At 65.8% G+C, this 13,990-nt stretch carries 12 protein-coding genes and 3 pseudogenes; 8 read left to right on the top strand and 7 right to left on the bottom strand.

The window, feature by feature from the left end; translation table 11 throughout:
• Positions 1–24: 24 nt before the first annotated feature.
• From ACZ60Q_RS10635 to ACZ60Q_RS10625, 3 genes are read right to left on the bottom strand one after another with little or no spacing between them, the layout of a single operon-like run.
• Positions 25–1,200, bottom strand: a complete 1,176-nt coding sequence (locus tag ACZ60Q_RS10635; protein WP_469631398.1) for a mandelate racemase/muconate lactonizing enzyme family protein — start codon at positions 1,198–1,200, stop codon at positions 25–27.
• Positions 1,200–2,660, bottom strand: a complete 1,461-nt coding sequence (locus ACZ60Q_RS10630; protein WP_469631395.1) for a cation:dicarboxylate symporter family transporter — start codon at positions 2,658–2,660, stop codon at positions 1,200–1,202. Before ACZ60Q_RS10630 ends, ACZ60Q_RS10635 begins: the two co-directional genes overlap by 1 nt.
• Before the next feature lie 30 nt (positions 2,661–2,690).
• Positions 2,691–3,806, bottom strand: coding sequence for a mandelate racemase/muconate lactonizing enzyme family protein (locus ACZ60Q_RS10625; RefSeq protein ID WP_469631392.1), 1,116 nt, complete (start codon positions 3,804–3,806; stop codon positions 2,691–2,693).
• Between the two features lie 250 nt (positions 3,807–4,056).
• Here ACZ60Q_RS10625 and ACZ60Q_RS10620 point away from each other — a divergent pair, with 250 nt between their 5' ends.
• The 7 genes and pseudogenes from ACZ60Q_RS10620 (at position 4,057) to ACZ60Q_RS10590 (ending at position 8,424) form a co-directional block, all read left to right on the top strand.
• Positions 4,057–4,749, top strand: coding sequence for an FCD domain-containing protein (locus tag ACZ60Q_RS10620; protein WP_469631391.1), 693 nt, complete (start codon positions 4,057–4,059; stop codon positions 4,747–4,749).
• Positions 4,734–4,970 (top strand): integrase core domain-containing protein, encoded by a 237-nt coding sequence (locus tag ACZ60Q_RS10615; RefSeq protein ID WP_469631388.1) that lies wholly within the window; start codon positions 4,734–4,736, stop codon positions 4,968–4,970. The genes ACZ60Q_RS10620 and ACZ60Q_RS10615 overlap by 16 nt, the downstream gene beginning before the upstream one ends.
• A 33-nt stretch (positions 4,971–5,003) precedes the next feature.
• A pseudogene (locus ACZ60Q_RS10610) lies at positions 5,004–5,312 on the top strand (transposase); the annotation flags it as partial.
• 50 nt (positions 5,313–5,362) lie between these two features.
• A complete protein-coding gene (locus ACZ60Q_RS10605; protein WP_469631384.1) occupies positions 5,363–5,605 on the top strand; it encodes a helix-turn-helix domain-containing protein in 243 nt (80 codons plus the stop codon).
• A 490-nt stretch (positions 5,606–6,095) separates the two neighbouring features.
• Positions 6,096–6,956: an isocitrate lyase/phosphoenolpyruvate mutase family protein gene (locus tag ACZ60Q_RS10600; protein ID WP_469631382.1), complete on the top strand. Its 861-nt coding sequence runs from the start codon at positions 6,096–6,098 to the stop codon at positions 6,954–6,956.
• Positions 6,957–7,205: 249 nt separating this feature from the next.
• Positions 7,206–7,430, top strand: a complete 225-nt coding sequence (locus ACZ60Q_RS10595) for a hypothetical protein (RefSeq protein WP_469632712.1) — start codon at positions 7,206–7,208, stop codon at positions 7,428–7,430.
• Between the two features lie 65 nt (positions 7,431–7,495).
• Positions 7,496–8,424: pseudogene (locus ACZ60Q_RS10590) on the top strand (IS5 family transposase).
• Positions 8,425–8,589: 165 nt separating this feature from the next.
• On the opposite strand, the gene ACZ60Q_RS10585 reads toward ACZ60Q_RS10590, so the two are convergent.
• Both ACZ60Q_RS10585 and ACZ60Q_RS10580 read right to left on the bottom strand, forming a co-directional pair.
• Positions 8,590–8,799 carry a DUF1090 family protein gene (locus ACZ60Q_RS10585; RefSeq protein ID WP_469631379.1) on the bottom strand — a complete coding sequence of 70 codons (210 nt, stop codon included), beginning with the start codon at positions 8,797–8,799 and terminating at the stop codon, positions 8,590–8,592.
• Positions 8,800–9,088: 289 nt separating this feature from the next.
• A complete protein-coding gene (locus ACZ60Q_RS10580) occupies positions 9,089–10,234 on the bottom strand; it encodes a sporulation protein (RefSeq protein WP_469631376.1) in 1,146 nt (381 codons plus the stop codon).
• Between the two features lie 766 nt (positions 10,235–11,000).
• On the opposite strand from ACZ60Q_RS10580, the pseudogene ACZ60Q_RS10575 reads away from it, so the two are divergent.
• Positions 11,001–11,914, top strand: a pseudogene (locus ACZ60Q_RS10575) (IS3 family transposase); the annotation flags it as partial.
• A 7-nt stretch (positions 11,915–11,921) separates the two neighbouring features.
• Here the strand turns inward: ACZ60Q_RS10575 and ACZ60Q_RS10570 are convergent.
• Positions 11,922–13,319 (bottom strand): IS30 family transposase, encoded by a 1,398-nt coding sequence (locus ACZ60Q_RS10570; protein WP_469631373.1) that lies wholly within the window; start codon positions 13,317–13,319, stop codon positions 11,922–11,924.
• A 32-nt stretch (positions 13,320–13,351) separates the two neighbouring features.
• On the bottom strand, positions 13,352–13,945 hold the full coding sequence (locus ACZ60Q_RS10565) for an IS3 family transposase (protein ID WP_469632711.1): 594 nt from the start codon (positions 13,943–13,945) through the stop codon (positions 13,352–13,354).
• Positions 13,946–13,990: the final 45 nt, after the last annotated feature.

Genomic DNA, 13,990 nt, shown 5'->3' with positions numbered 1-13,990 from the left:
TCTCGGGCGTCCGCAGCCCGCGTATCACTGATGCAGCGCGCGGAAGACCTGATAGAGATCTGCTTTCTCCTCGAAGCCGATGCCCGGGACGTCGGTGAGGGCGACGCGTCCGTCGACGACGACAGCGGTGTCGGCGAAGCCACCGGTGGGCTGGAACTCGCCCGGGTAGGACTCGTTGCCGCCGAGCTGGAAGGCAGCGGCGATGTGCAGGGAGAACTGGTGGCCGCCGTGGGGCACGCAGCGGCGCGGGGACCAGCCGTGCCGGGCGAGCAGGTCCAGGATGCGGCGGTACTCCACCAGCCCGTAGCTGAGTACCGGGTCGATCTGGATGATGTCGCGGTCGGGGCGCATGCCGGCATAGCGCAGAAGATTGCGGGTGTCGGGCAGGGAGAAGATGTTCTCGCCGGTGGCGAGCGGACCCTGGTAGCTCTCGGCGAGTGCGGCGTGCTGGGCGAAGTCGAGCGGGTCTCCCGGTTCCTCGTACCAGAACAGGCCGTACGGTTCGAGTGCCCTGCCGTAGGTCAGGGCGGTCTCCAGGTCGAAGCGGCCGTTGGCGTCGACCGCGAGGCGGTCGCCCGCTCCGTCGAGCACCTTCAGTACCGCCTCGATGCGCCGAAGGTCCTCCGGGAGACCTTCGTTCCCTCCTATCTTGATCTTCACCACGCGGTAGCCGAGGTCGATGAAGCGCCGTATCTCGTCCTGGAGTTCACGCAGACCCTTGCCGGGGGCGTAGTATCCGCCGGCCGCGTAGACGAACACGTCGCGGTCCGGTTCGCCCAGGTTGTGGTGCCGGGCGAGCCAGTGGTGGAGGGGCAGGCCGTCGATCTTGGCGGCGAGGTCGTGCAGGGCCATGTCGACCACGCCGACGGCGACGGGCCGTTCGCCGTGACCGCCCGGCTTCTCGTCCCGTGTCATCGCGTCCCAGGCCCGGGCCGGGTCGATGTTCCTTCCGTCCTCGGTCAGCAGGTCCCCGGGGGGCGCCTGGAGGAGGCGGGGGATGATGCGGCGGCGCAGGATCTCGCCGACGCTGTAGCGGCCGTTGGAGTTGAATCCGTATCCGACGAGGGGCCGTCCGTTCCGGATGACATCGGACTGCACAGCGACGATCGAACAGTCCATGTTCTTGAAGTTGATGTACGCGTTGCTCATGGACGAGCTGATCGGGACGGTGCCTTCGTGGATGGCGGTGATCCTGGGCACTACTTCCCTCCTGGGGTGCGGGTACGGCGGCGTGCGATGGTGGCGGCGAACCGTTCCTCGTCGATCCCCCCGGGTTCCCAGCGTGCGATGGCGATGCCCGCGACCGCGTTGCCGAGCACGTTCGTGATCGCGCGCATCAGGGAGAGGAAACGTTCGATGGAGAGGATCAGTGCGAGGCCGCCGATGGGTATGAACCCGACTGCGGCGATGAGGTTCGCCAGGGTGATGAACGCGGATCCCGTCACACCCGCGGTGCCCTTGGACACGAACAGGAACACCAGGAACAGCGTGAGCTGATCGGTGAAGGTGAGCGGGACGCCGTACACCTGGGCGATGAACACCGCCGACATGGGGACCACGACCGCGACGCCGTCGAGGTTGAACGAGTACCCGGTCGGCACGACGAGTCCGACCACATGGCGTTTGCAGCCGAACTGCTGGAGTCTCGCGATGAGATGCGGCATGACGGCCTCCGAGGAGGACGTGCCGAGCACGATGACCAGTTCGCGGCGCAGCCCCTTGATCAGTCTGATCAGGGACACCCCGATCACGCGGGTGACCGTGCCGAGGACCACCGTCAGGAAGACGATGAGGGTGGCGAGGGCGAGTCCGACATACTTCATCAGCGCGGTGAGGGCCTCCGGCCCGTACGCGCCGACCGTGTACGCCACCGCTCCGAAGACGCCGATCGGGGCCAGGCGGATGACCATGCCGATGATGCGGAAGAAGACGTCGCCGAGGATGCCGAAGGCGCGCAGCACCGGATCGGACTGCTTCTTGGGCAGGAAGAGCAGGGCGACGGCGAAGAGGACCGCAAACACCAGGATCTGGATGATGTCGCCCTTGGCGAAGGCCTCCACCACGTTGTGCGGGATAAGACCGAGCAGGAACTCGCCGATCGACTCCTCTTTCGCGCCGTCGACGTAGCTGTCGATGTCGTCGTCGGCGCCCGCGGGCGGTGCCACCCCTTCCCCGGGGCGGAAGATGTTGATCGCCGCGAGCCCCAGCAGCGTGCCGATGGTGGTGATGACCTCGAAGTAGATGATGGCCTTCAGCGCGATCCGCCCCGCGGCCTTCGTCCCGCCCACGGACACGATCCCGGTGACCACGACCAGGAAGACGATCGGCGGGATGGTGAGCCGGATCAGGTCGATGAACACGTCGCCGAGCGGTTTGAGGTCCGCCGCGGTGTCGGGCACGAGGATGCCGAAGATCGCGGCCAGGATGGCGGACGCGAGGACCTGCAGGCCCGTGTTGCCGGCGGCTCGGCGCCAGCGAGAGCGTTCCCGCGGGGGGGCACCGGCCCTTCGTTCGGGGGCTGCGCCGGGCTGGGGATCGATGCTGGGTGCGGAAGAGTTCCTGATGTCCTCCTCGGGGGTGGTCCCGTGCTCGCTCTGGGTGCCGTTCTCGGTGTCGTCGTCGGTGCTGTTCTCTCTGTCCTTCTCGGTCGGGCTGTTCATGGGCGCGTCACCCTCCTTCCGGATGCCGGACTACGCGGCCGGCTGGAGGGTGTCCCGGAGCACGTCGCGGTCGACGGCCAGTCCGAGGCCCGGCCGGTCCGGGACGGTGATATGGCCGTTCTCGGGCCGGGGCGCGTCCGGGAAGAGCCGCTCGCCGACCTGGCCCATGCCCAGGTGCCACTCCAGGATCCAGCCGTTCATCAGGCCGGCCAGAGTGTGCAGACTGAACAACGGCCAGCCGCCGCCGTGTGCCACCGGCAGGTTGTAGATCTGCGCCAGGTGGGCGGCCTTGCGGGCCTCGGTGAAACCACCGCAGTAGCAGGCGTTCGGCTGGAGGATGTCGACCGCCTGGTGCTCGACCAGTTCCCGGAGCCGCCACCGGTGCCCCTCCATCTGTCCTGCTGCCAGGGGGATACGGGTGTGTGATCGCAGATCGGCCATCGCCCTCGCGTCGTTCTGGTGCAGCGGCTCCTCGAACCAGGTCAGGCCGCAGTCCTCGATCGCACGGCACAGCAGCTTCGCGTCCGTCGGCGTGTACAGATAGTTGGCGTCGATCATGATGTCGATGTCCTCGCCCACCGCCTCCCGCACCACGCGCACCCGTGCGGCGTCCTCCCGCCAGCCGCCCTTGTCCACTCCGACAACGAGCTTCAGCGCCCGGAAGCCCAGGTCCAGCTGGAGCCTCGCGGCTTGGGCGAGCTGTTCGCGGTCGTACTGCGGAAACCCGAATGTCGAGTACACCGGCACCTGCGTCCTCGCCCCGCCCAGCAGACTGGCCACCGACCGTCCCGCGTGCTTGCCGGCGATGTCCCAGAGTGCGATGTCCAGGAGTGACAGGGCACTGGACACGACGCCGGTCATCGTCCTCGGATTGATCGAGCGCCAGACCCGCTGATGCACTGCCTCGACCTCACGGGGGTCCAGATCCCGCACCACGGGCAGGAAGTGGTGCTCCAGAGCGGTGACCACCGACCTGGCCAGGAAGTGACCGGTGACGGCCACCCCGGTGAGCCCCTCGTCCGTCTCCACCTCGCAGAAGACGAACTCCCGCTGCTCCTCCCGACCGTAACCGGCGACCCTCTCGCGCAACAGCGGCACCTCGATGGACGTGGTGTGCACGCTCGCACGGATGTTCTTGATCTTCATTTCCCGTCCCCACAGACCTTGGCGGCTCATGACGTGGGTCACAGTCTGAATCCGTCAATCGTCAACTGTCAACGATTTGCACTCCACTCTCACAGTGCACAAATCTTAATAAATGGGGCATTTATTAACAGCTTTCGCGCTTCTGGTGCCGTACTCGACGGAGCGCGGGCTGCAGCCACGCTGGTTCACGCGGCCCGCGATGTTAAATTGTTGACAGTTGCCAACCTGTGATGAGGAGGTCCGGGCGGACGTGGGAGAACACTCCGACGAGATGACAGCGCTCCAGCGCAAAGTGGCCGAACGCCAGGCGAGTTCGCTGCCTCAGATGATCGTCGAGGAACTGGAACAGATGATCATCAACGGGGTGTTGAGCGGGGGTGACCGGATCAATGAGTCCGCTCTCGCCGCCCGACTCGGAGTCAGCCGTGGCCCGGTACGGGAGGCGTGCCGACATCTGGAGCGGACCAGGTTGGTCGAGTTCCGTGCCAACCGCGGAATGTTCGTTCGCGAGATCACAGTTGAGGAGGCCGCCCAACTCTACGACATCCGGGCCAGCCTCTTCGGGCTCGCGGGACGGCTGGCCGCCGCACGGTTCCGCTCGGCGGAGGCCGAGGCGCTGCGGGCCACGGCGGACAGGCTTGACGACTCCGCCCGCATGGACGACTACTACCCGCTGAACGTCGACCTCCACCGGCGCCTGGTCGCCCTCTCCGGCAGCCCCAGACTCGTCGAGCTCTACGACGCGGTCTCCAAGGAGCTCCACCTGTTCCGCCGGCACGGGCTCGAACCCGCTGCCGCCCGGCGCACCTCCAACGAGCAGCACCGTCGCATCATCGACCAGTTGGAGGCCGGCAACGGCGAGGACGCCGCCCGGCTGATGGAAGCCCACATCCTCGCGGGAAAGAACCGCATGCTGGCCGAGCACGGATGTCCGCACCCCTGAAGGACGGGCGGGCCTGTCCAAGCACGGCCCCAGCCTTCAAGAGGGAGACTCTCAAGGGCCGCAAAGGCTGGTCGAGCGAGCGCGAGGCCAGGCTCGACGCGTTCCGCTGGCTGACCCGATACAACACCCGACGCCGGCACTCCCGCCTCGGCCAGCGGTCTCCCATCGCCTACGAGAACGCCTTGCAACCAACAGCAACTACCCTGGCCCAAGCCGCATAGACGTGTTCAACATCCAGGGTCAAGACCCAGGCCGTCCTGGCCCACTGCCCCGAACTCGCCACCGCCGCCGAACTGGTCAGCTCCTTCGCCGAGATGCTCACCACGCTCACCGGCACAGACCGGCCAGCTTGGATCAACCAGGCCGCCGCAGCGAACCTCCCCGGCATCAGCGGCTTCGCCACCGGCCTGAACAGCGACTTCGACGCCGTGACCGCCGGACTGACCACCCACTGGAACTCCGGCCCGGTCGAAGGGGCAGTCAACCGGATCAAGATGCTCAAACGACAGATGTTCGGACGCGCCGGATTCCCGCTTCTCCGGAAAAGCGTCCTCCTCGCGTGACCCTGCGTGACCAGATCACGGAACTTGCGCCAGACCCTAAATTCGGCTCCATGGAGAACGCGGAGGACGTCGCCGTACCGAGCCCGACCGGCCGTGCGGCATTCGGGCGGCGGCTGCGGGAGCTGCGCGAACGCGCTGGTCTGAGCCAGACCGCCACGGCCGTCGGCGCGCGGCTCAACCGTTCCTTCTATGCAGGAGTGGAAGCCGGGCGGACCAGCATCGCGGTAGACCGACTGCCACCCCTGGCCCAGACGCTGGACGTGGAGGTCTATCAGCTGTTCAACGACGACTGACGCCAGGAGCGTGACTGCTGGGGCCAAGCAAGAGCATCTGGGTTCTTAAAGAGGTGCCCGCCAGATCTGATCGGAAGATCCGCCCTCAGCATCTACTTCTTCGACAGAGCCTGCAGCGTTGCGCAATTACGCCCACGGCAGGGTCGGCGTCAAGGGCCCCATACAGGCCACCCGTGCGACTCGACGCGAATGGGTTCGGTAGCGACAGGTGATTGACATGAACGCGGGCTGACCTCTGGTTCACCACCTCCCCCAACACACGCCTCTGATAGCTCTGCGCACGCAAGTTGCCGTGCGCGGCAACTTGAATAGGCCAGATAGCCAACAAGGAGTTGACTCACAATTGAACACCGGGTTAACGTGTTTGGAATATTACCTCTTGAAGCTTCTTGTGCCATATCGGGCACGTCAGAAAATCGCCACCCCAGTGCAGTTGAGCCTGAGAGCGTCTCACTAAAGTCGTCTTAGCCGACACGTATTGGAGAAATAGATGCTCAGGCGTTCGTACTCCTCCTTCCGATCGCTAGTGGAAAAGGGAGAATTGGTTCGTGTCGTCGGAGCGCACGATGCGCTGGGTGCTGTGATTGCACAGCAGGCGGGCTTCGATTCCGTATGGTCTTCCAGCCTTGAGGTGTCGGCGGCCCGGTGTATTCCCGACGCTAGCCTACTCACGATGACGGAGTACCTGGAGGCCGCCTCGAACATGCAGAAGGCGCTAGGCATACCGGTCATCGCTGACTGCGACACGGGGTACGGGAACAACCTCAACGTGGTGCATATGGTCCACGAATACGAGGCTGCAGGCATTACCGCCATCTGCATGGAGGACAAACTTTTCCCGAAGCTCAACAGCTTCGCAGAGGGAGACCAAACGCTGCTGAGCACGGAGGCGTTCTGTGGCAAGATCCAGGCTGCGAAGAGCGCCCAGGCTACGGAGAATTTCTTCGTCGTCGCGCGCACCGAAGCTCTCATCAGCGGCCTGAACGTGGACGTCGCCCTGGAGCGATGCCACGCATACTGCGAAGCTGGCGCTGATGCGGTTCTCATTCATTCCAAGTCCAAGACGAAGCATCAAGTCGAGGCGTTTCTCTCGCGTTGGGATGGCCGCCGACCAGTCGTAATTGTTCCTACCACCTACCCGGACTGGCACGTGGATGACATCGCTGGTGCTGGCGTTTCCGTCGTCATCTACGCAAACCATGGGCTGCGTGCCACCGTCGCCTCGCTTCGCGAGACGTTCGAGTCAATCCGCCGGCGCGGTGACTCCACCGAACTGGAGGACCGCATCGCCGCAGTGAGTGACGTCTTCGAGCTCCAGCAACTCAAAACGTGGCAGAAGCTCCATGCCTGATCCCGTCGACTCGACACTCCGCTGTGGGACACGCCCGCTTGAGTGTCCTCGTGCCCCCTCCGAGCCTGCGCCGGATAGTCCATCGCAGGCATCCAGGCCGACAGAGGGAGACAACCCGTGAACTCAGTTGTGCCCTCTTTGCCCGTTCGTCACAAAATCTTGGGCGTCGACCCCATCGCTCCTCAAGCGCTGGAGCAGTTCCGCGTGACATACGACGTTACCGTCCACATGTAGCCATCCGAAGCTGAACTGGTCCACCTCATGCCAGGCATGGAGGCGATCGTGTTGCGTAGCGGTGTGGAGGTGTCGGCCAATGTCATAAACGGCGCCCGGCAGCTCAAGGTGATCGCCCGAGCGGGCAACGGAACCGACAACATCGATCTCACGGCGGCCAAGTGTGCGGGCATCCAGGTCTTCAACATCCCCAGCGTGTCCTCAGGTTCAGTAGCGGAACTGGCACTCGGACTCACCTAGGAGCTGTCCGGCCGATCATGTGACCGGTTCAGCCGCGGCTCGTTGGTCCACGCGTGGGGCGGGGTCTGCGTGGCGAGTTATCGGATGCCGAGTGGGAGCGGCTTCGGCCGTTCCTGCCGGTGAGCAACGGCCGTTGCGGCCGGTGGCGGGATCATCGGCAGGTGATCGACGGGATTCTGCACCGGGTACGGACCGGTGTGCAGCGGCGAGACCTGCCGGAGCGGTTCGGACCGTGGAAGACGGTCTACGAGCGGCACCGGTTGTGGTCGGCGGACGGCACTTGGGAGAACTTGCTGCAGCGGGCCCAAGCCGCAGCGGACGCGGCAAGTGACATCGACTGGGATGTTGCGGTCGACTCGACAAGCGTGCGGGCGCATCAGCATGCGGCCGGCGCTCGGAAGGAGCCGCCCCCGCTCTGTCTGTTTCAAAGAGGGACAAGGCAGCGGAACACAGACCGAACCTCCGTGGCAGAGCCTCGTCGACCGGCTGGTGGAGGTGGTGCGTGAGGTGAGGGCCTGGGCCGCTCGCGGGGCGGCTTCACCAGCAAGATCCACCTGAGCGCCGACGGACGCTGTCGCCCGTTGTCCCTGCTCGTCACCGCCGGACAGCGGGGTGACAGTCCCCAGTTCAAGCTGGTTCTGGAGAAGATCCGCGTTCCTCGCCCGGGACCGGGCAGGCCCCGCAATCGGCCCGACAGCGTCGCCGCAGACAGGGCCTACAGCAACCGGCCATGCCGTGAGTACCTGCGAGGTCGTGGGATCCCGCACACGATCGCAGAGAAGGCCGACAGTCAGGCCGCCCGCCTACGCAAAGGCTCTCGTGGAGGGCGGCCCCCGGCTTCGACGAGGAGCGCTACAAGAAGCGAAACACCGTCGAACGGGCCATCAACAAGCTCAAGAACCACCGTGCCGTCGCGACGCGCTACGACAAGCGCGTCTATGTCTTTCTCGGCACCGTTACCGCGGCCGCCCTCGTCATCTGGCTCCGCACATGATCGGCCGGACGGGTCCCAGGAGACCTTCGCTGACCCGTACCTCGCGGCGAGCTACCTGTCGAGCTCGTCCACAGCCTCTTGCAGCGCCTTCCTCGCCTCGGCAAGCCTTTCCTTCCCTTGTTCGATCTTCTCTGCGTCCCCTTTCTTCTCTGCCCTCTTCAAAACCTATTCGCGTTGCGCCACCTCATGCCGGCAGTCCATAGCCGCCTGCTCCCGCTCCTTGCGCAGTCCGACGCCAGTCGCGTCTTCCAGTTCTCGAAGAGCTCCCTCCAACTCTGCTACCTGCTTGACGTTGCCGTGCTCTCTAGCGATCCTGAGCTGGTTCTCGATCTCCGATCGCTTTACTGCTACCCCTGTAAACCCGGCCTCGCGCACGTGTGCCTCCGATTACTGGTTCAACTCTGCTCGGCCATCATATGGCGCACCGTCATGCTCGTGCCGAGCGTCAGCCATCCAGCCGCCAACATGGCTCACGGTCCACCTCGGCCACATCGTCACCATCTCCCCATGCGCACGCGTGGGGGTCACCACCGAACGTGATCGACCGGACAGCTCCTAGGAGTTCACGGTTGCTGTTCCGCGCAGGGAACAGGCGAGCTTGAGTTGTTCCTCGGGAGTCGGCGGTCGGTCCTTGCGTTGGACGAAGCGCACGATGGTCTTGCGGTCAGGCCGCCGCCAGCGAACGGGCAGCCTTGCGGACGTCCGCGCTGAAGGCCACCACCTGCGCGTCCCTGGGCCAGGACTCCAAGGAGCGGCTATAGACGCGCAGGTACTCCATTCCGCGCAGGCTGCCCAGCCGAGTGAACAGGGCCAGTGACTCGCGGCCCAGGCGCAGGCTCTGGTCCAGGTCGCCGTTCTGGGCGTGGGCGGAGGCCAGCATGGAGAGCCGGACGCTACGGGAACGGAGGAACGCATCGGAGGGCATGGGGCCCGTCGCGTTCCAGGCGAAGACGGCCCGGTGATTCCCCAGGTCACGGAATGCTTCCAGCGCGTCGGTGACGATCCTCTGCTGGGTAAAGAAGCCGATCCACGCGGGGCTCTCCATTCCGTCCGCCCGTTCCTGGAGGCGTTCCGCCTCGGCGATGCACGCGCTCGTCGCCCGCCCGTCGGACGCACGGGCGTGTGCCCTTGCCTCCATCATCTTGGCGAACCCCGCCACTCGCGGATTCAGGCCGCGCCCGCGCTGGAAGGCGCCCTGGGCCATGTCGATCGCCTCGGACGTGAATCCACGCGTCATCGACTGCATCGCCATGGTGCTGAGGATGTACGACCCGAGTTCGGCGTCGCCGCCGGCCCGGGCGAGCCTGAGCGCCTGGATGAAGTGACGCTGGGCGATGTCGTGCTGGCTTGCGTCGAACGCCGTAAAGCCGGCCAGCCGCGCCATCTCTGCGGTGACACGGAACAGATCACGGCCCACCGGCTCGGAGTAGCTGCCCTGCAACAGCGGGGCCACCCGGTCGTACAGGTACTCCGTGAGGGACTTGGCCATGCGATTGGCCCCACCGAACCGCGAGTCCCACAGACGCGCACTGTCGGAAGCCTCTCTGAGCTCCGCGATGTGCCCCCGGTCGACCACTGGCCCCGAGGTACGGGCCCGGGTCGGCTCAGCCGGATCGATCAACCAGCGGGCCATCGGGGTACTGAAAGCGGAGATGGCGAACGTCTGGCTGGTGAGGAACTGACGGCGGTTCACTGCGCTCCAAAAGGCTGCTGCTTCGGTCACCGCGTCTTCCTGGCGCCGAGCGAACTCCAGGCCCAGCTGCGCCGTGTTCCTTTCCGTGCCGAGCATGCCGATGTCCTGAAGGGTCACCGGCCTGCCCAGTACCTCGGATAACGACCGACAGATGAGCTGCGGAGTAGGCCATTTCGGGACCATTCCACGGCGGCACCAGTTCGCGACGGACGTGTGGGTGTACTGACTGGATCTTCCATCGCAGGCGGACAGTTCATTCACCCGATGGGCCAACCTCTTGCGGCTCATCCCTGATGCGGCCACGAGTTCCTCAAGCCGAAGATTGCTCTGACTCGCCCCGTCCCGTGTGTCAGTCATGCTGCCCCGCCTCCTTTTACCCCAAAGCTACATGGGAGTTGGGCGCTCTGAGCCCCTCCAGCGAGTTGTGGGCCCCCTTGTGAGCCCTTCCTGCGCTCCGACCGTTCGGATCATATGGAGGGAACCCGAGGCGCCGCCGGTGCCCCGCACGGGCGGTTCGACAATCCCTCGAAGGAGGCCGGGAAATGTTCGATCTGATCCAACTGTCAGTGATTCTCTCTCCGGCGGCGACATTGGAGCTGCACATTCCGATCGGAGCCGTCCTGTATCTGATCTTTATGCGAACCAACCGGAGGTAGCTGAGGGTTGCAGGGCCGGGCCACACCTCCTCGTGATCGTCGCCGGTTGACCTCCACCTGTCAGTCGGTCAGCGCGTTTGGGCTGCTGTGGGCGAGGATCGTGTAGTCACGGCGACGGCGCGTGGTCCCACTGTCGCCGTTCGTCGAACATCGCACCCTGAGGTGATCCCTGTGGTGTGGACACACCTGACAATGGGTCTTGGTGATCCTGGAAGGTGTAGATCCACATGGCACGGCCCTCGAAGTACAGTGCGGAGTTTCGGTCCGACGCGATCACGTTGTGGCGGGCCTCAGCCGGCAGGAGGACGTTCAGGGATGTCGCGGCCGATCTGAATGTCAACCCCGAGACGCTGCGGACCTGGGTACGTGACGCTGAGAGCCGTCCGGCCGCAGCCGACGCGACGCAGGACACCGAAGCCGAGCTGGCCCGGCTGCGTGCGGAGAACACGCGGCTGGCCAGGGCAGAGAAGGAATGGCAGGTCGAGCGGGAGATCCTGCGTCGGGCAGCCGCCTATTTCGCCCGGGAGATGAAGTGAAGACCGCCGCTTGGGACTTCGTCTCCGCCCACGCCGGGATCTTCGGCATCAAGCGGATATGCCGGGCGCTGGAGATCTCCCGCTCGGGCTACTATCAGTGGATCGTCGGCGCCGAGGTGCGGGCCGCCCGGCAGGCCGACGAGGATGCCCTGGTCGCCGAGATCCGCGACATCCACGCCGAACACCACGGCAACTACGGCGCCCTTCGCGTCCATGCCGAACTACGTGGCTTCGGTCATACGGTGAACCGCAAGCGGGTCGCACGGCTGATGCGCAAGTACCAGATCGTCGGCCGCCACCTGCGCAAGAAGAAGCGCACGACCGTCCCGGAGCGGCTCGCGCCGCCGGTGGCGGACCTGGTCCAGCGGGACTTCACCGCCGCCGCTCTGGACGAGAAGTGGTGCGGTGACATCACATACGTGCAGGTCGGAGCCGTGTGGCTCTATCTCGCCTCCGTCATCGACATCCACTCCCGCCGGGTGCTCGGCTACTCGATGGCCCCGCACATGCGAGCCGGGCTCGTCGTCGACGCGCTCCAGGCCGCGGTCATGGCCCGGGCCGGCAAAGTCACCGGAGTGATCTTCCACGCGGACCGCGGATCGCAACCCGGACTCAATCAGTCGTTGCAACACTGGCTTCTTGAGTCAAGAGTAGGTGTTCGTTGAGGGCTTCGGAGGGTGTCCTCCAACCGAGGGTCTTCCGAGGCCTGGTGTTGAGGGCGTGTGCAACGGCTTGGAGGTCGTCGGGCTGCCAGCGGGACAGGTCGGTGCCCTTGGGGAAGTACTGCCGAAGCAGCCCGTTCGTGTTCTCGTTCGTGCCGCGTTGCCAGGGGCTGTGCGGGTCCGCGAAGTAGATCTCAAGGCCGGTGTCGACGCGGAGCCGGGCATGCTGGGCCAGTTCCTTGCCCCGGTCCCAGGTCAACGAACGACGCAGTTGCTCGGGCAGCGTGGTGATCGTCGCGGCGATCGCGTCCCTGACGGCCTCGGCGCCCAGACCGGCCAGCGCCGGCCCGTTCTTCACCCTCGGCTCGGTGCCGAAGCCTTCCATCCGGGGCAGGTGCAGGAGCATGGTGAACCGGGTCGTCCGCTCGACCAGCGTGCCGATCGCGGACTTGCCGGTGCCGATGATGAGGTCGCCTTCCCAGTGTCCCGGCACTGCCCGGTCCTCGGCCTCGGCTGGCCTTTGGCTGATCATCACCTCGGGGGTGACGTGCCCACTCGCCCGCCGCCGGGCACGGGCCCGAGGAACCCGCAGGGCACGCCCGGTCCGCAGACAACCGACCAGCTCGCGCTTGAGGGCTCCGCGTCCTTGGATGTAAAGCGCCTGGTAGATCGCTTCGTGCGAGATACGCATGGAGTCATCATCGGGGAAGTCGGCTTCCAGCCGGGCCGAGATCTGCTCCGGGCTCCAGGCCGTCGCCCACCGCCGGTCCTGACGGTGAGGCTTGTTCCGGCCCTTCCACCGAGGCGCTGTCGGCCCGGTGACCTGGGTTCCGTCCGGACGCCGGACGTCCCCGGCGAGGCGGTCCTGCACATACTCACGCAGCCGTTCATCGGCCACGAGCTTCGGCGTCTTCGGACGCCGCGCCGCCAGTTCCGCCTTCCACTGAGCGATAGAGGCCCGGTAGTCGAGCTGGCCGCCGCGGGTGGCCGCGTTGCGCCGCAACTCCCGCGAGACAGTCGACGGATCCCTCCCCAGACGGCGTGCGATCTCGCGCACTCCCACAGCCTGGGCGTTGAGCAGGGCGATCTCTTCGCGTTCCGTGAAGGACAGGTATCTGCCCGAGGGCGGGCTCAGCTGGATCGATGGCATGCCGCCACGCTCACGGAACCACCGCGACCCCACCACCGGGGATACGCCGCACGTGACCGCCGCCGCCTCGCTGGTCATCCCCTCGGCAATCTTCACCCAGAAGACCCGTTCCACCTCCCGCCGGATCGGAGGCGTCCCCGGCGAACGCATCGCCGGACGCCCCGTCATCCGAGTGGCCCATCCCGTCGGCCGGCCCATCCAGCACCTCCAAGATCGAGGTGTTGCGACGATCAGTTGAATCCACCTTGCGAGCCGGCATCCGAGTGATGTATCAACTCGCCTTTTGTGTAGAGAATTTGGTCGCGGTCGCGTTGCCAGAAAGCCATCTCCAGGGCGTCCAGGACGAGCTGGGTCTCCTTGGAAGTGGCGGCCGACCAGCCGACGATGCGGCGGGAGAAGGTGTCGACGACGAACGCGATGTAGACGACGCCGGACCAGGTCTTGACGTGCGTGAAGTAGGCGACCCAGCAGCGGTTCGGTGCGGTGGCGACGAAGTTCCGGTCCACCAGGTCCGGGGCCCGCTTGACCTGCCCGCCCGGGATCGTGGTGATCTCCTGCTTGCCGCGGACCGCGCCGGTGATGCCGAGCTCGCGCATCAGCCGCTCGACGGTGCAGCGGGCGACCGCGTGGCCCTGCCGGTTCAGCTCCCGCCAGATCTTCCTGGCCCCGTACACGTGGTAGTTGGTGGCGAACGCCTCGCGGATGACCGGCTTGAGTTCCTCGTCGCGCAAGGTGCGGGCCGAGGGCTCGGCCAGGCGCTTGTTATGGGCGTAATAGGTGGAGGGGGCGATCTTGCAGCCGTGCTCGGTGAGCGTCCTGCAGATCGGCTCGACGCCGCCGAAGCGGGCCCCGGTGCTCGTCGATGAACG

The organism is Streptomyces sp. NPDC104313 (assembly GCF_055583985.1).
The sequence above is the reverse complement of the archived record's forward strand: the minus strand, read 5'-3'. Positions and strand labels throughout refer to the sequence as shown.